Origin of the sequence: Pseudomonas sp. OTU5201, assembly GCF_038440135.1 — a bacterium.
Classification (GTDB): domain Bacteria; phylum Pseudomonadota; class Gammaproteobacteria; order Pseudomonadales; family Pseudomonadaceae; genus Metapseudomonas; species Metapseudomonas resinovorans.
In genome coordinates this window covers 72398-92411 of the sequence record NZ_JASATC010000018.1, presented here as the reverse complement: position 1 = coordinate 92411, position 20014 = coordinate 72398, and the positions used below count along the sequence as shown (strand labels likewise).

The window sequence follows — 20014 nt, the reverse complement described above, 5'->3', positions numbered from 1 at the left end:
CGGCCGGAAGCGTCCGTTGCGCCGGATGTTGCAAAGGGTCCAGATACGACAACGCCGGCCCTGGGGCCGGCGTTGTGGACTCGCTTACACGGTATGCAGGTACCAGTTGTACTCGAGGTCGGAGATGGAGTGCTCGAACTCCTCCAGCTCGCTTTCCTTACAGGCGACGAAGATGTCGATGTAATCCGGGCTGATGTACTTGTTCAGAACTTCGTTGTCGTCCAGCTCGCGCAGGGCATCGCGCAGGTTGTTCGGCAGGCTTTGCTCCAGCTGCTCGTAAGAGTTGCCTTCGATGGGCGCCCCCGGCTCGACCTTGTTGGTCAGGCCGTGGTGAATGCCCGCGAGGATGGCCGACATCATCAGGTAGGGGTTGGCGTCGGCGCCGGCTACGCGGTGTTCGATGCGCACGGCATCTGCGCTACCGGTAGGCACGCGAACAGCTACGGTACGGTTGTCCAGACCCCAACTCGGCGCGTTCGGCACGTAGAACTGCGCGCCGAAACGGCGGTAGGAGTTCACGTTCGGGCAGAGGAAGCCCATGGATGCAGGCATGGTCTCGAGCACACCGCCGACCGCATGGCGCAAAGCGGCGTTCTGCTCGGGATCATCGGCAGCGAAGATGTTCTTGCCTGTCTTCTTGTCGATCAGCGAGATATGCACGTGCAGGCCGTTGCCCGCCTGGCCCGGGTAGGGCTTGGCCATGAAGGTGGTATCCATTTCATGGTCGTAGGCGATGTTCTTGATCAGGCGCTTGAGCAACACGGCGTAGTCGCAGGCCTTCAGGGCGTCTTCGACATGGTGCAGGTTGACTTCGAACTGGGCCGGGGCGCTTTCCTTGACGATGGCGTCGGCCGGGATGCCCTGGACCTTGGCGCCTTCGAGGATGTCCTGCAGGCAGTCCGCGTACTCGTCGAGGTCGTCGATCAGGTACACCTGGGTGGACTGCGGACGCTTACCGGAGATGGGCGAACGCGGCGGCTGCGGGCGGCCGTTGATGTTCTCCTGGTCGATCAGGTAGAACTCCAGCTCGAACGCGGCGCAGATGGTCAGACCGAGCTCGTCGAACTTTTGCACCACACGACGCAGAACCTCGCGCGGGTCGGCAAAGAAGGGTTCGCCTTCGCCTTCGACCTCATGCATGGTCATAAGCAGCTGCGCGGTCGGGCGCTTCTGCCAAGGCTCGTCACTGAGGGTGTCGGGGATGGGATAGCAGATGCGGTCTGCGTCGCCGATGTCCAGGCCAAGGCCGGTGCTTTCGACGGTGGATCCGTTGATATCGAGAGCGAAGATGGAAGCGGGGAGGTTGATGCCTTTCTCGTAGACTTTGGTCAGGCTGGCGCGTTCGATTCGCTTGCCTCGTACCACTCCATTCATATCTGCAATCAACAGGTCGACGAACTGGACCTCAGGATGCTCCTTAAGGAACTCGTTCGCTTCTTGAAGCTGAACGGCACGCGGGGGTACCGACATGATGCAACACCTTTATTGTTAAAAATATCAATCACGCTCTATCTAAGGTGTGAGTCAATCCGAATCACCCTTCGATGTCAAGCGAGCCCTATTTTGCCCCAAAAACGGGCTCGATGGCCAGTTTTGGGGCGTTCCGGGGCATCCGAACCTCTCTCAGAGCCCTGTCGGCTGCGGTGCTCAGCGGGGCGTGTTCAATTTTTTACAGCCCTATTGTGTAAAAAAATGAACAACGCTAAGCTCGGTCGCAACCCATAACAGACAAATAAAACGGGTGTCTCATGTCTCGCCTGCCGTTGATCGGCGTCTCCGCTTGCACCAGAGAGATCGGTCCTCAGACTTATCATATAGCGGGTGACAAGTATGTTCGTGCGGTGGCGGTCGGAGCTGGTGGTGTTCCGCTGGTGATCCCGGCCCTGGCTGAACTGATGGATCAGGCGAGCCTGCTGGCCAGCCTGGACGGTCTTCTCTTTACCGGCTCTCCTTCTAATGTAGAGCCCCATCATTATAGCGGCCCCGCTTCCGAGCCCGGCACCCGTCATGATCCCGCCCGGGATCGCACTACTCTGCCTCTGGTCCGTGCGGCCATCGCCGCCGGTATTCCCGTTCTGGGTATCTGCCGTGGTTTCCAGGAAATGAACGTGGCCTTTGGCGGCACCCTGCACCAGCGCGTGCATGAAGTAGAAGGATTCATGGACCACCGCGAGCCGGCCGACGAGCCGCTCGAGGTGCAATACGCTCCCCGTCACCTGCTGCGGGTGCAGCCGGGTGGCGTTCTCGACGGCATCGGCTTGCCGTCCGAGATTCAAGTCAACTCCATTCATGGCCAGGGCGTTGAACGTCTGGCGCCGGGCCTGCATGTAGAGGCTCTGGCGCCCGATGGGTTGGTCGAGGCCTTTTCGGTCGAAGGCGCCAAGAGCTTTGCCCTTGGGGTGCAGTGGCATCCCGAGTGGCAAGTGCGGACCAACCCGAACTATCTCGCCATCTTCCAGGCCTTTGGTGAGGCTTGCAGGGAGAAGGCGGGGCAACGCTGAGCGGGAGAACTCTTCAGGAAACCGGCGATTTGCCGTGTCGCACAGTTCGGACTGTACTGATCGCGGCCGGTACCTCGATGGGCGTGAACGGCACGAACCTGTAGATGCCTCCTAGCGAAGCTCTCAACCCTGAGGTCTTTATGACTACCAAGCTCGACCAGCTGACTAGCTGGCTGAAAGAACGCAAAATCACCGAAGTTGAATGCATGATCAGCGATCTTACTGGCATTGCTCGCGGTAAGATCTCGCCGACCAACAAGTTCCTGGACGAGAAGGGCATGCGTCTCCCTGAGAGCGTACTGCTGCAGACCGTGACCGGCGACTATGTTGAGGACGACATCTATTACGAGCTGCTCGACCCGGCGGACATCGACATGTTCTGCCGCCCGGACGAAAACGCCGTATACCTGGTGCCCTGGGCCATCGAGCCCACCGCGATGGTGATCCACGACACCTTCGACAAGCAGGGCAACCCCATCGAGCTGTCCCCGCGCAACCTGCTCAAGCGCGTGCTCAAGCTCTATGCCGACAAGGGCTGGAAGCCCATCGTCGCGCCGGAGATGGAGTTCTACCTGACCAAGCGTTGCGACGACCCGGACTTCCCGCTGCAGGCCCCGCTGGGTCGCTCGGGCCGCCCGGAAACCGGTCGCCAGTCTTTCTCCATCGATGCGGCGAACGAGTTCGACCCGCTGTTCGAGGATATGTATGACTGGTGCGAGACGCAGGACCTTGACCTCGACACCTTGATCCACGAGGAAGGTCCGGCGCAGATGGAGATCAACTTCCGCCACGGCGACGCCCTGGACCTGGCTGACCAGATCCTGGTGTTCAAGCGCACCATGCGCGAGGCCGCGCTCAAGCACAACGTGGCGGCGACCTTCATGGCCAAGCCGATCACCGATGAGCCGGGCAGCGCCATGCACTTGCACCAGAGCGTGATCGACATCAAGACCGGGAAGAACATCTTCTCCAACGATGACGGTTCCATGAGCGAGCTGTTCCTGAACCACATCGGCGGCCTGCAAAAGTACATCCCCGAAGTGCTGCCGCTGTTCGCGCCGAACGTGAACTCCTTCCGCCGTTTCCTGCCGGACACCTCCGCGCCGGTGAACGTGGAATGGGGCGAGGAGAACCGCACGGTGGGCCTGCGTGTACCGGATGCCGGTCCGCAGAACCGCCGCGTGGAGAACCGCCTGGCCGGGGCCGACGCCAACCCCTACCTGGCCATCGCCGCCAGCCTGCTGTGCGGTTACATCGGCATGGTAGAGGGTGTGAACCCCAGCGCACCGGTCAAGGGCCGCGGCTATGAACGCCGCAACCTGCGCCTGCCGCTGACCCTCGAGGCAGCGCTGGAGCGCATGGAGTCCTGCCGGGATATCGAGAAATACCTGGGCGGCAAGTTCGTGACGGCCTATGTGGCGGTCAAGCGTGCCGAGCATGAGAACTTCAAACGGGTGATCAGCTCCTGGGAACGCGAGTTCCTGCTGCTCTCCGTCTGATCCGGAACGGAGGCCGGCCGCCTCGGCCGGCCCTCCTGATACGTGTTTACTGAGGTAGAGAAATGAATAGCCAAGTGACCAACCCCAAGACCCTTGAATGGCAAGCGCTCGGTCGTGACCACCACCTGCCGCCGTTCACCGACTACAAGGCGCTGAACGCCAAGGGTGCGAGGATCATCACCAAGGCCGAAGGCGTGTACATCTGGGACAGCGAAGGCAACAAGATCCTCGATGGCATGGCCGGCCTCTGGTGTGTGAACGTCGGCTACGGCCGCGAGGAGCTGGTTCAGGCGGCGACCCGGCAGATGCGAGAACTGCCTTTCTATAACCTGTTCTTCCAGACCGCGCACCCGCCGGCGGTGGAACTCTCCAAGGCGATTGCCGAGATCGCGCCGGAAGGCATGAACCATGTGTTCTTCACCGGCTCGGGTTCGGAAGCCAACGACACGGTGCTGCGCATGGTCCGCCATTACTGGGCGACCAAGGGGCAGCCGCAGAAGAAAGTCATCATCGGCCGCTGGAACGGCTACCACGGCTCCACCGTCGCCGGTGTCAGCCTGGGCGGGATGAAGGCCCTGCACGGTCAGGGTGATCTGCCGATTCCCGGCATCGAGCACATCGACCAGCCTTACTGGTTCGGCGAGGGCGGTGACATGGCGCCCGCCGAGTTCGGTGTCTGGGCTGCCGAGCAGTTGGAGAAGAAGATTCTCGAGGTTGGCGAGGACAAGGTTGCGGCCTTCATCGCCGAACCGATCCAGGGCGCGGGCGGCGTGATCGTTCCTCCGGAAACCTACTGGCCGAAAATCCGCGAGATCCTCGCCAAGTACGACATCCTTTTTGTCGCCGACGAAGTGATTTGCGGCTTCGGCCGTACCGGCGAATGGTTTGGCAGCCAGTACTACGGTAACGCCCCGGACCTGATGCCGATCGCCAAGGGCCTGACCTCCGGTTACATCCCCATGGGCGGCGTGATTGTCCGCGACGAGATCGTCCATACCCTGAATGAGGGTGGGGAGTTCTATCACGGCTTCACCTACTCTGGTCATCCAGTGGCGGCGGCTGTGGCGCTGGAGAACATCCGCATCCTGCGCGAAGAAAAGATTGTCGAGAAGGTCAAGGCCGAAACGGCACCGTATTTGCAGCAACGCTGGCAAGAGCTGGCTGACCACCCGTTGGTTGGCGAAGCGCGCGGTGTTGGCATGGTAGCGGCCCTGGAACTGGTCAAGAACAAGCAGACCCGTGAGCGTTTCGCTGGTGGTGTGGGGATGCTGTGCCGTGAGCACTGCTTCCGTAACGGCCTGATCATGCGCGCGGTAGGGGACACGATGATCATTTCCCCGCCGCTGGTGATCAGCAAAGACGAAGTCGACGAACTGGTGACCAAGGCACGCAAGTGCCTGGACCTCACCGCGGCTGAAGTCAAAGGTTAAGAAAAGAGGGCTTGGTGGTGGCATTTCGAGATGCCGCCTGTTGTAAGCAAGCCCTCTACCTTGCCAGACTTCGCTGGTGCGTTGGCCAGGCTCACCGAGTGGTGGCGTATTCGGTACGACGCCACTCGGACACTTCAACAAAAATGGAGCTACCCGCATGATCAAAACCTTCGGCAAGACCCTGCTCGCCATCACCCTGGCGGGCGCCGTGGCCGGTATGGCCCAGGCTGACGACAAGGTGCTGCACGTCTACAACTGGTCGGACTACATTGCAGCGGATACCGTCGAGAAGTTCACCAAGGAAACCGGTATCAAGGTCGTCTACGACGTCTTCGACTCCAACGAAACCCTCGAAGCCAAGCTCCTGGCCGGCAAGTCCGGTTACGACATCGTGGTGCCGTCCAACAACTTCCTGGCCAAGCAGATCAAGGCCAAGGTCTATCAGCCGCTGGACAAGTCCAAGCTGCCGAACTGGAAGAACCTGGACCCCAACCTGCTGAAGACCGTCGAAGTCTCCGACCCGGGCAACCAGTACGCCTTCCCCTACATGTGGGGCTCCATCGGCATCGGTTACAACCCGGACAAGGTCAAGGCCGTTCTGGGCGACAACGCCCCGGTCAATTCCTGGGACCTGCTGTTCAAGCCGGAAAACATCGAGAAGCTGAAGTCTTGCGGCGTGTCCTTCCTCGACTCGCCGACCGAGATCCTGCCGATCGCTCTGCACTACCTCGGCTACAGCCCGGTCAGCCAGGACGCCAAGGAGCTGAAGGAAGCCGAAGCGCTGTTCCTGAAGATCCGTCCGCATGTGACCTACTTCCACTCCTCCAAGTACATCTCCGACCTGGCCAACGGCAACCTCTGCGTGGCGGTTGGTTACTCGGGTGACGTGTACCAGGCCAAGTCCCGCGCCGAAGAGGCCAAGGCTGGTGTGACCGTGGCCTACAACATTCCGAAAGAGGGCGCAGGTACCTTCTTCGACATGGTCGCCATCCCGGCCGACGCTGCGAACCCGGAAGCCGCCTACGCGTTCATGAACTTCCTGATGAAGCCGGAAATCATGGCCGAGATCACCAACGAGGTGCAGTTCCCCAACGGCAACGCCGCTGCTACCGCGCTGGTCGACGAGGCGATTCGCCAGGACCCGGGCATTTACCCGAGCGCGGAAACCATGGCCAAGCTCTACGCCTTCCCGGACCTGCCGGCCAAGGTGCAACGCGCCATGACCCGTAGCTGGACCACCATCAAGTCGGGCAAGTAAGTACGGCTGCCGTGCCCGGCGGGGGAATCCCGCCGGTGCGCGGACCGCAAGTTCACTGGCTCCGGTTGCGGGACGAACCTGGGCTTCTTCCGGCACCGGCCGGGCACAACAAGAGGACGAACCTGTGCAATCTCCCATCCGCAAGATGATGATCACTGCCGCCGCCACCTTGACCCTGGCGTCACAGGCCCAGGCGGACCAGACGGTGCATATCTACAACTGGTCGGACTACATCGGCGAGACCACCTTGGCGGATTTCCAGAAGGAAACCGGCATCAAGCCGGTGTATGACGTATTCGATTCCAATGAGACCTTGGAAGGTAAGTTGCTGGCGGGCCGTACCGGCTACGACGTCGTTGTGCCGTCCAACCACTTCCTCGGCAAACAGATCAAGGCGGGCGCGTTCCAGAAACTCGACCGCAGCCAACTGCCCAACTGGCAGAACCTGGACCCCAACCTGCTCAAGCAGCTCGAGCGTAACGACGCGGGTAACCAGTACGCTGTCCCCTATCTCTGGGGCACCAACGGCATCGGCTACAACGTCGAGAAGGTCAAGGCTGTGCTCGGCGTCGACCACATCGATTCCTGGGCGGCGATCTTCGAACCCGAGAACATGAAGAAGCTCAGCCAGTGCGGCGTGGCCTTCCTCGACTCGGCGGATGAGATGATTCCCGCCGTACTCAACTACATGGGCCTGGACCCCAACAGCACCAACCCGGACGACTACAAGAAGGCCGAGGAGAAGCTGATGGCGGTACGCCCCTACGTCACCTATTTCCACTCTTCCAAGTACATCGGCGATCTGGCCAACGGCGACATCTGCGTCGCTGCCGGTTTCTCCGGTGACATCTTCCAGGCTGCCGCTCGCGCCGAAGAAGCCGGCAAGGGTATCGAGATTGCCTACGCGATCCCGAAAGAGGGCGGCAACCTCTGGTTCGACATGCTGGCCGTCCCGGCCGATGCCGCGAACGCCAAGGAAGCTCACGCCTTCATCAACTATCTGCTCAAGCCCGAGGTGATCGCCAAGGTCAGCGACTACGTTGGCTACGCGAACCCCAACCTCAAGGCTGGAGAGTTCATGGATCAGGAAGTACGCACCGACGAGTCCGTCTACCCGCCACAAGCGGTGCTGGACAAGCTCTATGTTTCGGCGGAACTGCCGCCGAAAGTCCAGCGGCTGATGACCCGCAGCTGGACCAAGGTCAAGTCGGGCAAGTGATGCACGGCCGGCGGTGCCCGCAGTGTGGCGGGCCCGTCGGATCAACCAGGCGGTGGCAGGCAGGATGCCCGGCTCGCGCCCATGCTGTATAGACGCGCCCGGCCGCGGTGGTCGGGTAGCAAATTCTGGGAGTTGTGGTAATGGCAATAGCCTCCGGTGCCTACAAGAAAGCCCTCGAGGGCAACCAGCAACCCAAAGAGGTGCTGGTGAAAATCGACCGGGTAACCAAGAAGTTCGACGAGACGGTGGCTGTGGACAGCGTGTCCCTGGACATCAAGAAGGGTGAGATCTTCGCCCTGCTCGGCGGCTCCGGTTCGGGTAAATCAACCTTGCTGCGGATGCTCGCGGGCTTCGAGCGGCCGTCGGAAGGACGCATCTTCCTCGATGGCGTCGACATCACCGACATGCCCCCCTACGAGCGCCCGATCAACATGATGTTCCAGTCCTATGCGCTTTTCCCGCATATGACTGTTGCGCAGAACATCGCCTTCGGACTTAAACAAGACAGGCTGCCAGCCGCTGAAATCGATGCGCGCGTCAACGAGATGCTCAAGCTGGTGCAGATGACCCAGTTCGCCAAGCGCAAGCCGCACCAACTGTCCGGTGGCCAGCGCCAGCGCGTGGCCCTGGCACGGTCCCTGGCCAAGAGTCCGAAGTTGCTGCTGCTCGACGAGCCCATGGGCGCCCTGGACAAGAAGCTGCGTTCGCAGATGCAGCTGGAGCTGGTGGAAATCATCGAGCGCGTTGGCGTGACCTGCGTGATGGTGACCCACGACCAGGAAGAGGCCATGACCATGGCCCAACGCATCGCCATCATGCACCTGGGCTGCATCGAGCAGATCGGCAGTCCTGTGGATATCTACGAAACCCCCATCAGCCGCCTGGTGTGCGAATTCATCGGCAACGTCAACCTCTTCGACGGTGAAGTGGTGGAAGACGCCGAGGCCCATGCGCTGATCGCCTGCCCGCAACTGGAGCGCCCGATCTTCGTCGGCCATGGTGTAACCACCTCGGTGCAGGACAAGCGCATCACCTACGCGCTGCGCCCGGAGAAGCTGCTGGTGACCACCGAGCAGCCGACCTGCGAGTACAACTGGTCGCGCGGCCGCGTCCACGACATCGCCTACCTGGGCGGTCACTCGGTGTTCTACGTCAAGCTGCCGAACGGCACCATCGTCCAGTCCTTCGTGGCTAACGCCGAGCGCCGCGGCGCCCGTCCGACCTGGGATGACGAAGTGTTCGTCTGGTGGGAAGACGACAGCGGAGTGGTGCTGCGGTCATGAAAACTCCCAAACTGAAAAACCTGCTGCCGACCGGTCGACAACTCGTCATCGGGCTACCGTTCTTCTGGCTGTTCCTGTTCTTCCTGCTGCCCTTCGCCATCGTGCTGAAGATCAGCTTCGCCGAAGCTGATGTGGCGATCCCTCCGTACACGGAGATCTACACCTGGGCGGACAACCAGATCCAGCTCATCCTCAACCTGGGCAACTACCTGATGCTCCAGGAGGACGAGCTGTATCTGGCAGCCTACATGGGCTCGCTGAAGATCGCCTTCCTCAGCACCCTGTTGTGCCTGCTGATCGGCTATCCGATGGCCTACGCCATCGCCCGCGCCAGCAAGGAAGCCCAGACCGTGCTGCTGCTGCTGATCATGATGCCGACCTGGACTGCGATCCTGATCCGCGTCTATGCCTGGATGGGCATCCTCAGCAACAACGGCCTGCTCAATGCCTTCCTGATGGGCATTGGTCTGATCGACGAACCGCTGCAGATCCTCAACACCAACCTGGCGGTGTACATCGGCATCGTCTATTCGTACCTGCCGTTCATGATCCTGCCGCTCTACGCCAACCTGGTGAAGCATGATCCGAGCCTGTTGGAGGCTGCCTCGGATCTGGGTTCGAGCAACTTCAACAACTTCTGGAAGATCACCGTGCCGCTGTCGAAGAACGGCATCATTGCCGGCTCGATGCTCGTGTTCATCCCGGTGGTGGGCGAGTTCGTGATCCCGGAACTGCTGGGCGGCCCCGAGACCCTGATGATCGGCAAGGTGCTGTGGCAGGAGTTCTTCAACAACCGCGACTGGCCGGTGGCGTCCGCCCTGGCGGTGGTGATGCTGGCGATCCTGCTGGTACCTATCATTCTCTTCAACCGTAACCAGGCGAAAGAGCTGGAGGGCAAGGTATGAAGCGCTTCAGTTTCTCCACGCTGATGCTGTGGGCAGGTTTGCTGTTCATCTACCTGCCGATGGTCATCCTGGTCATCTATTCCTTCAACGCTTCCAAGCTGGTGACGGTCTGGGGCGGCTGGTCGGTGAAGTGGTACGTGGGCCTCCTGGACAATACCCAGCTGATGAACTCGGTGGGTCGTTCCCTGGAGATCGCCCTCTACACCGCAGTCGCCGCCGTGGCCCTGGGGACCCTGGCTGCCTTCGTGCTGACCCGCATCCCGCGTTTCCGTGGCCGCACCGTGTTCGGTGGCATGGTCACGGCACCGCTGGTCATGCCTGAGGTGATCACCGGTCTGTCGCTGCTGCTGCTCTTCGTGGCCATGGCGCAACTGATCGGCTGGCCCCAGGAGCGCGGCATCGTCACCATCTGGATCGCTCACACCACCTTCTGCTCGGCCTATGTGGCCATCGTGGTGTCGGCGCGCCTGCGCGAGCTGGACCTGTCCATCGAGGAAGCCGCCATGGACCTCGGGGCGCGGCCCTGGAAGGTGTTCATCCTGATCACCATCCCAATGATCGCACCGTCCCTGGCAGCGGGCGGCATGATGTCCTTTGCCCTGTCCCTGGACGACCTGGTGCTGGCGAGCTTCGTGTCCGGTCCCGGTTCCACCACCCTGCCGATGGAGGTCTTCTCCGCCGTGCGTCTGGGCGTGAAGCCGGAGATCAACGCGGTGGCCAGCCTGATCCTGCTGACCGTTTCGCTGTTCACCTTCTTCGCCTGGTTCTTCACCCGTCAGGCCGAGGAGCGTCGCAAGCGCGCGATCCAGCAGGCGATGGAAACCATGGCCGAGGAAGCTTCGTCCTCCAACTGGAAACCGGCGTCCACCCAGACCGCCTGATCCAGCGCTGCAAAACACACAGGCCACCTTCGGGTGGCCTTTGTTTTTCCAGGAATCAAGGCGCCATTTCTTGTGAGCGAATGCCTTCGCGATTGAAATGGCGCCCGCAGGCTTCCGGGGCTAGTCCTGCAGTTTCACCTTCACATCCCCCAGCTTGGCGCCATAGGGACCGTAGCTGCGTTCCACCAGCTCGCGGCTGCCGTCGGAGCGGACGATCAATGCCGAGCTGGCGCGGGTGCCGTAGGTACGGGTGGCGATGAACACGCTGGAGAGCATGCGCTCGGTGTTCAGGCCCACGCCGGTGTCCGGCAGGATGTGATCCGGCGCTACCTCCGGGTCGTGCAGCAAGTTCAGCAGGGCATCGGTGGACGGCGGCGCCAGGCATTCGGCGATGGCCGCCTTGCCGCGCTCGACCTTGGGCCAAGGGGTGTCCAGGTCCGCGTTGGAGACGCCATAGACACCGGCCTTGAGGTTGATCGGTCCACCACTGCGTGGGTTGAGGAACCAGAGTTCGCGGTCGTCCCCTATCACCAGGTTGAAGCCCGCGTAGTCGTTGGCGCGGCGCCAGGCGTCTTCGAGAAATTCTCCCGGTCCCATGCTGCCGCGCAGGTACTGCACGCAGAGCTCGCCCCGCGTGCGGCCAACCGGGGGCGTGCGCGCGTCGCGGATGTTGGTAAGTGCGGCAAAGCGGCCTTTGGGCCCGGCGCCGAGCCAGGTACCTCCGGCTTCCAGGTCGCGTCCGGCAATCACGCCAGGCGCGTCTTCCCATCTCGCCATGGGAAGGGTGGGACGTGCGTAGAATTCATCGCGGTTTGCAGCGAGCACCAGCGGGACTTCGTGTCCGGGGCGCCATGCGAATACGATCAGGCACATGGAGTCATCTCCTTGTTGTGAGCCGGAGTGTAGCAGCCGGTATGAAAGCTACATCGGCTGAACGAGCTTTTCCATGGGGGTTATCGGCAGCATTTGACGGGTATCCATCGCCCCAGGTGGAGCGTGAAACGGCCTTCCGTTAACATGCCGCTTTGTTTTCGGGGGTATCCATGGAATTCCTGCTCTACCTGGTGCTTGGCGCCTGCGCCGGGGTGCTGGCCGGGCTGTTCGGCGTCGGTGGCGGCATGATCATCGTGCCGGTGCTGGTGTTCAGTTTCACCGCTCACGGCTTCGACCCGGGCATCCTCACTCACCTGGCCGTGGGTACGTCCCTGGCAACCATCATCTTCACTTCTGTTAACTCGGTGCGCGAGCATCACCGCAAGGGTGCGGTGCGTTGGCCGGTCTTCGCCTGGATGGCGGTCGGCATCCTGCTTGGCGCCGGCCTGGGCTCCCTGACGGCAGCCGGCATCCAGGGGCCGATGTTGCAGAAGATCATCGGTATCTTCGCCATACTGGTAGCGATACAGATGGGCCTTGACCTGAAACCCAAGGCCAGCCGCGATGTCCCAGGCAAGCCGGGGCTGACCCTGGCAGGCCTGGTGATCGGATGGGCGTCGGCCATCTTCGGTATAGGCGGCGGGTCGCTGACCGTTCCCTTCCTGACCTGGCGCAGCGTACCCATCCAGCAGGCGGTGGCTACTTCCTCGGCCTGCGGTCTGCCGATCGCTGCGGCGAGCGCGTTGTCGTTCATGGCGCTGGGTTGGAACAACGCCAATCTGCCGCCTTACAGCCTGGGTTTCGTCTACCTACCGGCGCTGGTGGGCATTGCCGTCACCAGCATGTTTTTCGCCCGCTTCGGCGCGCGTCTGGCCCATCGGCTGTCGCCGCGCCTGCTGAAGCGCCTGTTCGCCCTGCTGCTGCTGGCAGTGGGCCTGAACTTCCTGATCTAAGGAGCTGTGATGCTGGCTTATCCCCAGATCGACCCGGTGGCCCTGGCTATCGGTCCACTGAAAATCCACTGGTATGGCCTGATGTACCTCATCGGCATCGGTGGCGCCTGGTGGCTGGCCTCGCGCCGGCTGAAGGCCTTCGACCCCGCCTGGACCAAGGAGAAGCTCTCCGACCTGGTGTTCTGGGTCGCCTTGGGTGTGATCGCCGGTGGGCGCCTCGGTTACGTGCTGTTCTACGACCTGTCGGCCTACATCGCCAACCCGCTGTTGATTCTTGAAGTCTGGAAGGGCGGCATGTCGTTCCACGGCGGCCTGATCGGCGTGATGCTGGCGACCCTCTGGTTCGGCAAGCGCAACAACAAGAGCTTCTTCCAGCTGATGGACTTCATCGCGCCCCTGGTGCCCATCGGCCTGGGTGCCGGCCGCATAGGCAACTTCATCAACGCCGAGCTGTGGGGCAAGGCCACCGACCTGCCCTGGGCGATGATCTTCCCCACCGATCCGGCGCAGTTGCCGCGCCATCCATCGCAGCTCTACCAGTTCGCCCTGGAAGGCGTGGCGCTGTTCGCCATCCTCTGGTTCTACTCGCGCAAACCGCGTCCGACCATGGCGGTTTCCGGCATGTTCGCGCTGTTCTACGGCATTTTCCGTTTCGCGGTGGAGTTCGTTCGCGTACCTGATGCCCAGCTCGGTTACCTGGCCTTTGGCTGGCTGACCATGGGCCAGATCCTCTGCCTGCCCATGATCATCGGCGGCATTGCCATGATCGTCTGGGCCCACCGCCGCCAGGCCGCCCAAGGAGTCATCTGATGAAACAGTACCTTGACCTGATGCGCCGCGTGCGCGAGACCGGCACCTTCAAGAGCGACCGCACCGGCACTGGCACCTACAGTGTGTTCGGCCACCAGATGCGCTTTGATCTGGCCGATGGTTTCCCTATGGTGACCACCAAGAAGTGCCACCTCAAATCCATCATCCATGAGCTGCTGTGGTTCCTTCAGGGCGACACCAACATCAAGTACCTGAAGGACAACGGCGTCTCCATCTGGGATGAATGGGCCGATGAAGAGGGCAACCTGGGGCCGGTCTATGGCTACCAGTGGCGCTCCTGGCCGGCGCCCAACGGCGAGTCCATCGACCAGATCGCCAAGGTCGTGGAAATGATCAAGAAAAATCCGGACTCGCGCCGGCTGATCGTTTCCGCCTGGAACCCGGCGCTGGTGGACGAGATGGCCTTGCCACCCTGCCATGCGCTATTCCAGTTCTATGTGGCCAACGGAAAGCTGAGTTGCCAGCTGTACCAGCGCTCGGCCGACATCTTCCTCGGCGTGCCGTTCAATATCGCCAGCTACGCGCTGCTGACCCTGATGGTGGCCCAGGTGTGCGACCTGGAACCGGGCGAGTTCATCTGGACTGGCGGCGACTGCCACCTCTACGCCAACCACATCGAGCAGACGGACCTGCAACTCACCCGCGAGCCGCTGCCGTTGCCGACCATGAAGATCAATCCAGACGTGAAGGACCTGTTCGCCTTCACGTTCGAGGATTTCGAGTTGGTGGGCTACCAGTCGCACCCGCACATAAAGGCCCCGGTTGCCGTCTGATCTGCCCGGGCGGCAACGCTCCGGCCTTCTGCTGACAGGAGTCACCATGAAAGCCCCGCTTGCAGCCCTGCTCACGGGGCTTTTCGGCCTCTGGCCGTCCTTCGCCACCTGGGCCGAGCCTGCCCAGGGCAGTTTCATTGCCAGCCAGCGTTGCGAGGCTTTCCAGTCCATCCGCAAACAGACCAACCCGGACGACCTCAAGGTGCAGCCGGGCCAGCGTTACGAGGTGGTGGAGGTGAACAAGCGCGAGTACGACTGGCTACGTATTCGCGTTCCGGGCAGTGACACACCGTTGCGCTGGGTGTCTGCCGACTGCGGCTCGGCCGAGGGGCTTGCCTTCAATACGGGCCAGGCGGCCACCAAGGCAGGGAGCAATGGTGATGTCTGCAGCCTGCCCGATCAGCACGACGGCTACGTGCTGGCGGCCACTTGGCAGCCGGGTTTCTGCGAACACGCCCGCTACAAGGGGACGAAACCTGAATGTGAGGGCCTGGACGCCGGTGAGCTGCAGATTTCCCACCTGACGCTGCACGGCCTCTGGCCCAACCGTCTGTCCTGCGGCAAGAGCTATGGTCACTGCGCCGGACCGGACATGAAGCTCAGTGCCGACACCTTGAGCTATGTCCGCCCCTGGATGCCGAACTTCCGCTACGGCACCAGCTTTGGTCGTTACCAGTGGGACAAGCACGGTGTTTGCCAGACCCAGATGGACGACGATGCCTATTTCCGCCGCGCAGTGGACCTCGTGCGGCAGCTGGATCAGTCGGCGGCGGGGCAGTACATCGTTGCCAACATTGGCGGCGCTATCTCCCGGCGTACCTTCTACGAGCACGTGGGAAAGGACTTCGGTGATGCCTCCGCTGCGAACAACTTCCTGCTCATCTGCAGCGGCCAATACCTTCAGGAGATCCGTGTGGCCCTGCCGCGCGAGCTGAAGCCGGCGGACAGCCTGGTGGGCGTGGTCGATGGCCAGTTCGCCGCCAACCGCTCGCGCGATCGCAGCGAATGCCGTGCCGACCGCATTCTGATCGAGGCCGGCGGTCGCTGATGGTGAAGGCCCTGCATCAGGGCCTCAGACCTTCCGCCAGGGTGGCGACCCAACCCTGGCGCTCCGCCTGCTCCAACTCCGCACCAGGATTCAGCGACGACCATTCCGGATGGGCGCGAGCCTTGGCCAGCACGGCTGGCAGCTTGCCTTCTCGCCACTGTTTCTCTTCTGGCGTATCGATGTGAACGGCCTCGAACGCAGCGTGCCCACGCGCATCCAGTGCTGCCAGAAGCTTGCGCTGGCGCAGGGCCAGGAGACGCAGGATCGCGTCGTCCACCGTCAGCTCCCGCTGTCCCTTGATCTTGCCCAGCAGGCGTTCGCCGTAATGGCCGAAGGTCTGCCAGGCGCCACCGGCCAGGGCACCCAGCGCTGCCGCGGCACCAAGCGTGAGACCGCCCACCAGCAGGTCGACCCCCGCACCGGCCGCCGCGCCAGCCGCCATGCCACCGCCCAGGCGCACGCCAAGCTGCTTGAGGGTTTCCGGGTTGAACAGGTCGTCACCCCAGCGTCCTCCCAGCAGCGGTAGTTCGCTGGCGGAGGCGTCATCCTGGCCAAAGGCGTAGAGCCGTAGCAGGGCCTCCACGCAGCGTTGCTCGCGCTGGCGCACCTGCTGGCGCAGCGCCTCGGTAGCGGCCTGCAGGGCGGCGTCCTGCGCCGGCACGCTGCGCCGGCAGGCTGCCACGTCCAGCAGCAACTCCGCGATCAGCCGGCTGCCGGCCTCCAGGCGCAGGCGACGCTGTGCCTGATGGTCGTCCACCAGTCGTTGCAGCTGCGGGCGGGCCCGCTCCAGCAGCAGGGCCAGGCTGTCATAGAGCCGCTGCTCGCCATCCAGCGGCGGCGCCACACTGTCGAAGCGCACGAGGGCGTGCAAGCCGAGGCGGGCCAGGGCCTCGCGCCAATCCGCTTCGCGGTGGCCTTGGACGGCGACGAAGTTCAGCACGGGTAACAAGGGGCGACCGCACATGGCGAGTACCGCCAGCTCATCGCGGTACTTGGCCAGCACCGGCTCGCGGGCGTCGATCACATAGAGCCCGGCGTCGGAGGCCATCAGTTGCCGCAGCACCTTGGCTTCCTGTTCGAAGCGTTGGCGCGCCTCGCTGCCATCGAGGAAGCGGGCGAGTCGGGCGGGGCCATCCAGGCGCTCGCCAGGGCGTTCCAACCGCTCCAGGTGGTCCAGCAGGGCGATGGCGTCTTCCAGGCCGGGGGTGTCGTAGAGCTCCAGCAGCGGTTGGCCCTCCACCGACAGCCGCGCGCCTTCCACATGGCGCGTGGTGCTGGGGCGATGGGACACCTCGCCAAACGCACGGTCGCGCAGCAGGGTGCGCAGCAGCGAGGTCTTGCCCACGTTGGTGTGGCCGACCACGGCCAACTTCAGCGGCTTAGTCATGGCCGGTCTCCAGCCAGTTCATCGGCGCCCCTTGGGCGTGCGGAAGGGCCAGGTTATCGAGCGCCTGGTGCCAGTCCTCCAGGCGCTGGCTGTCGAGGGCTTCGCCGGACGGCGGGGGCAGCAGCCAGACGCGGGTTTGCGCGGCACTGCGTGCCAGTTCGCCGATCAGTGCCAGGGTGCCTCGGTCCGGCGACCGACGCGGGTCGCAGGCCACCGCCAGGCGCTCCGGCGGGAAGCGGCTGAGTTGGTCCAGCAAGCGCTGGCGTTGCTCACGGCTGTCCAGCACGCCGGCATCGCCTACACCCTTGGGCAGGGTCGGTGGCCAGGGGCGGCGGTCATCCAGTTCGATGGCCACCAGCAGCGCACCCTGGCTCTCGCCGTTCAGGCTTCCCGCCCGAGGTTGCATCAGTTCGGTGGGCTCCGCGTCGAGAACGCCCAGGCGCTCGCTGGCCGGCTGCAGGCGCTCGCGCAGCAGGCTGTAACCGGGCAGGCCGAGGTCCAGGTTCAGGCGCGCGCGCCCCTGCGTCCAGCGCCACAGACAGAACAGCGCGAGCAGCAGGCGTGGCAGCAGGCCATAGGTGAAAGTGACGCCCAGCAGCCAGCCCGACCACGCCTGACGTGCGGGCTCCGCGCCGACCACGCTGCTGCTCGCGCGGATGGTTTCGGCATCCGGCAGGCTGAAGCCGAGCAGGCCGGGCAGGGCGCCCAGCGCCTGGGTGAGGAAGACGAACGTGTCGCTGCCGAGGAGGGTGGTTTCCCAGACGAAACCGTAACGGCGGGTGGCGAGCAGCAGTAGCAGCACCATCAGGGCGCTACCCAGCGCCAGCAGCCAGGCGACATGGACCAGCGCGCCCAGACCCCAGCGGGTCAGCCCCTGGCGCTGCAGCAGCAGGAGCAGGGCCGGGGCCAGGTGTGCGGCTTGTGCATCGCGCGCCAGCTTGCCGCTCGTCCAGAGCCAGAGTCGGCCAAGCGCGCTGGCGCTGCTGCCGAGGCCGAAAGACAAGGCCCAGCCCAATAGCGTCAGTAAGTGCAGTCCGAGCAGGGTGCCCAGGGACCAGAACAGGTTGACCGGGCGTTGGCCGTCACCCAAGGCGGCAATGGCCAGGCCGGCGCCGCTGGCCAGGGCCAGTACCACCAGCAGCAGGATTGCGAGCCGGGCACCCTGGCGCCAAAGCTGCAGCGCCTGAGCCTGACCGTCACGCTGGGCCAGCCAGAGGGCGCGGGCCTGGATGCGCTGCCCCAGGTCGCCGCCGGCGGCATTGGCGCGACGATTGGCTTCGGCATCTTCGAGTGGGCCGGCATGTTCTTCACGCAGGCGAATGGCCTCGGTCAGCCAGAGTTGGTCGAGGCGGGAAAAGGAGGTGGAGGTGGGGCTGGTATCGCTCACGAAGGGCCTCTTGGCCAAGGGTGAGCCGTGAGGATAGCCGCTGCGGGCGGCCCCTTCATCTAGAGAAAGGCCGGCGATGGGCGCCGGCCTTTCTGGTTAATGGCTGTGGGAACTGGCCGCTACCTTCACCCTCGGTGGTGGTGGCGCGTCGTGGTGATCATCCTGGCCGGTTACCTTGACCTCGTTGCCGTCGCAGTCATACAGCTTGCCGTCGCGGAAATAGTCACCCTCGTGCAGGGCGGCGATGTCCTGGTAGCGCAGGGTGCGCTCGCTGGCGGCGACGAATACCGACTGCTGGTCCGAATTGCCGGCCTTCAAGTGGTTGAAGATGAGGTTCAGCGCGATGGCCATGATGGCGGCCGAGCTGATGCCGGAGTGGAAGATGGTTTCGAACCAGGCCGGGAAGTGGTGGTAGAAGGTCGGCGCAGCGATCGGGATCATGCCGAAGCCGATCGAGGTGGCGACGATGATCAGGTTCATGTTGTTGCGGTAGTCCACCTGCGCCAAGGTGCGGATACCGGAGGCAGCCACGGTGCCGAACAGCACCACGCCCGCGCCACCCAGAACCGAGGTGGGCACGGCGGCGATCAGGCGACCCATCACCGGCAGCAGGCCGAGGGTAACCAGGATCAGGCCCGCAGTGGCTACCACGTAGCGGCTCTTCACACCGGTCACGGCCACCAGGCCGACGTTCTGGGCGAAGGCGCTCTGGGTGAAGGAGCCGAACAGCGGCGCCAGGGAGCTGGAAATCATGTCGGCGCGCAGGCCGTTGCCCAGGCGCTTGGAGTCGACCTTGGTGCCGATGATTTCGCCGACGGCGAGGATGTCCGCCGAGGTTTCCACCAGGGTCACGATGATCACGATCAGCATCGACAGGATCGCCGCGATATGGAACTCCGGCATGCCGAAGTGCAGCGGCGTGGGCAGGGCTACCAGCGGGCCTTCGAGCACATTGGAGAAGTCCGCCATGCCGAAGAACACGGCCACCACGGTACCGATAACCATGGCCAGCAGGATCGACAGGCGCGAGATGCTCGAGCTGCCCAGCTTGCTCAGCAGCAGTACGGTCGCGAGGGTGAAGGCGGCCAGGCTGACGTTGGCCATGCTGCCGAACTCCGGCGACTGGCTATTGCCGCCCATCGCCCAGCGTGCCGCAACAGGCATCAGGGTGAGGCCGATGGTGGTAATCACGATGCCGGTCACGAGCGGCGGGAAGAACTTGGTGATGCGCGAGAACACCGGCGTGATCAGCAGGCCGATCAGCGAGGCCGCGATCACGGCACCCAGGACGGCGGGGATGCCGCCGGCGCCGTTGCTGCCGATGATGGCGATCATGGTCGCCACGCCTGCGAAGGACACGCCTTGCACCAGGGGGAGCTGACAGCCGAATAAGGGCAGGCCGATGGTTTGTAGCAGGGTGGCCAGGCCGCCGGCGAACAGGGAGGCTGCAATCAATAGGCCGATGTCTGCGGGCGAAAGCCCGGCAGCCTGGCCGATGATCAGGGGTACCGCGACAATGCCGCCATACATGGTCAGCACATGCTGCAGACCGTAGGCGAGGTTGGCTCCAATGCCGAGGTTTTCGTCTTCCGGGCGTTGCACCGGAGACGGACTTGCGGATGGGACTGTCATGGTGGGCTCTCGGTTTTGTTATTGTGCCGGCAACTGTAGACAATTACTAAGCCTATTGACTAGTGCTTTGTATACAATTTTTTATACGGCCTTTTTCGCCTATCTCCTGATTTTTACGGCCAAATTCAGCGAAATCTTGGAAACATGTTCCTGA

General features: G+C 63.1%; 17 protein-coding genes. 12 read left to right on the top strand and 5 right to left on the bottom strand.

What is annotated here, in order from left to right:
- Positions 1-84: 84 nt before the first annotated feature.
- Positions 85-1470, bottom strand: coding sequence for a glutamine synthetase family protein (locus AAHM40_RS13465; RefSeq protein ID WP_342245086.1), 1386 nt, complete (start codon positions 1468-1470; stop codon positions 85-87).
- A gap of 278 nt (positions 1471-1748) precedes the next feature.
- On the opposite strand from AAHM40_RS13465, the gene AAHM40_RS13460 reads away from it, so the two are divergent.
- The 8 genes from AAHM40_RS13460 to AAHM40_RS13425 all read left to right on the top strand — a co-directional run bounded on the left by AAHM40_RS13460 (position 1749) and on the right by AAHM40_RS13425 (position 10976).
- Complete coding sequence (locus tag AAHM40_RS13460; RefSeq protein WP_028629089.1) at positions 1749-2501, top strand: gamma-glutamyl-gamma-aminobutyrate hydrolase family protein; 753 nt, start codon at positions 1749-1751, stop codon at positions 2499-2501.
- Between the two features lie 140 nt (positions 2502-2641).
- Positions 2642-4000 (top strand): glutamine synthetase family protein, encoded by a 1359-nt coding sequence (locus AAHM40_RS13455; protein WP_028629088.1) that lies wholly within the window; start codon positions 2642-2644, stop codon positions 3998-4000.
- 62 nt (positions 4001-4062) lie between these two features.
- Entirely contained in the window at positions 4063-5430 is a 1368-nt protein-coding gene (locus AAHM40_RS13450; RefSeq protein WP_280281968.1) for an aspartate aminotransferase family protein, read from the top strand.
- Positions 5431-5587: 157 nt separating this feature from the next.
- Positions 5588-6688, top strand: coding sequence for a polyamine ABC transporter substrate-binding protein (locus tag AAHM40_RS13445; RefSeq protein ID WP_342245085.1), 1101 nt, complete (start codon positions 5588-5590; stop codon positions 6686-6688).
- A gap of 148 nt (positions 6689-6836) precedes the next feature.
- Positions 6837-7907: a polyamine ABC transporter substrate-binding protein gene (locus AAHM40_RS13440; RefSeq protein ID WP_446731569.1), complete on the top strand. Its 1071-nt coding sequence runs from the start codon at positions 6837-6839 to the stop codon at positions 7905-7907.
- A 140-nt stretch (positions 7908-8047) separates the two neighbouring features.
- Positions 8048-9190, top strand: a complete 1143-nt coding sequence (locus AAHM40_RS13435) for an ABC transporter ATP-binding protein (RefSeq protein WP_342245084.1) — start codon at positions 8048-8050, stop codon at positions 9188-9190.
- A 23-nt stretch (positions 9191-9213) separates the two neighbouring features.
- Positions 9214-10095, top strand: a complete 882-nt coding sequence (locus AAHM40_RS13430) for an ABC transporter permease subunit (RefSeq protein ID WP_342245111.1) — start codon at positions 9214-9216, stop codon at positions 10093-10095.
- On the top strand, positions 10092-10976 hold the full coding sequence (locus tag AAHM40_RS13425; protein ID WP_342245083.1) for an ABC transporter permease subunit: 885 nt from the start codon (positions 10092-10094) through the stop codon (positions 10974-10976). The genes AAHM40_RS13430 and AAHM40_RS13425 overlap by 4 nt, the downstream gene beginning before the upstream one ends.
- A 120-nt stretch (positions 10977-11096) precedes the next feature.
- On the opposite strand, the gene AAHM40_RS13420 is transcribed toward AAHM40_RS13425, so the two are convergent.
- Complete coding sequence (locus tag AAHM40_RS13420; protein ID WP_342245082.1) at positions 11097-11849, bottom strand: NRDE family protein; 753 nt, start codon at positions 11847-11849, stop codon at positions 11097-11099.
- Positions 11850-12019: 170 nt separating this feature from the next.
- Here AAHM40_RS13420 and AAHM40_RS13415 point away from each other — a divergent pair, with 170 nt between their 5' ends.
- The 4 genes from AAHM40_RS13415 to AAHM40_RS13400 are packed head-to-tail and all read left to right on the top strand — an operon-like array spanning position 12020 to position 15454.
- A complete protein-coding gene (locus AAHM40_RS13415) occupies positions 12020-12802 on the top strand; it encodes a sulfite exporter TauE/SafE family protein (protein WP_342245081.1) in 783 nt (260 codons plus the stop codon).
- A gap of 9 nt (positions 12803-12811) precedes the next feature.
- Entirely contained in the window at positions 12812-13612 is an 801-nt protein-coding gene (gene lgt / locus AAHM40_RS13410) for a prolipoprotein diacylglyceryl transferase (RefSeq protein ID WP_342245080.1), read from the top strand.
- Positions 13612-14406 carry a thymidylate synthase gene (locus tag AAHM40_RS13405; RefSeq protein WP_342245079.1) on the top strand — a complete coding sequence of 265 codons (795 nt, stop codon included), beginning with the start codon at positions 13612-13614 and terminating at the stop codon, positions 14404-14406. The genes lgt and AAHM40_RS13405 overlap by 1 nt, the downstream gene beginning before the upstream one ends.
- 46 nt (positions 14407-14452) lie before the next feature.
- Positions 14453-15454 carry a ribonuclease T2 family protein gene (locus tag AAHM40_RS13400; RefSeq protein ID WP_342245078.1) on the top strand — a complete coding sequence of 334 codons (1002 nt, stop codon included), beginning with the start codon at positions 14453-14455 and terminating at the stop codon, positions 15452-15454.
- 16 nt (positions 15455-15470) lie between these two features.
- Here the strand turns inward: AAHM40_RS13400 and AAHM40_RS13395 are convergent, their stop codons facing one another.
- The 3 genes from AAHM40_RS13395 to AAHM40_RS13385 form a co-directional block, all read right to left on the bottom strand.
- Complete coding sequence (locus AAHM40_RS13395) at positions 15471-16841, bottom strand: GTPase/DUF3482 domain-containing protein (RefSeq protein WP_342245077.1); 1371 nt, start codon at positions 16839-16841, stop codon at positions 15471-15473.
- Positions 16834-18228 carry a DUF2868 domain-containing protein gene (locus tag AAHM40_RS13390; RefSeq protein ID WP_342245076.1) on the bottom strand — a complete coding sequence of 465 codons (1395 nt, stop codon included), beginning with the start codon at positions 18226-18228 and terminating at the stop codon, positions 16834-16836. Before AAHM40_RS13390 ends, AAHM40_RS13395 begins: the two co-directional genes overlap by 8 nt.
- Before the next feature lie 96 nt (positions 18229-18324).
- On the bottom strand, positions 18325-19860 hold the full coding sequence (locus tag AAHM40_RS13385) for a nucleobase:cation symporter-2 family protein (RefSeq protein ID WP_342245075.1): 1536 nt from the start codon (positions 19858-19860) through the stop codon (positions 18325-18327).
- Positions 19861-20014: the final 154 nt, after the last annotated feature.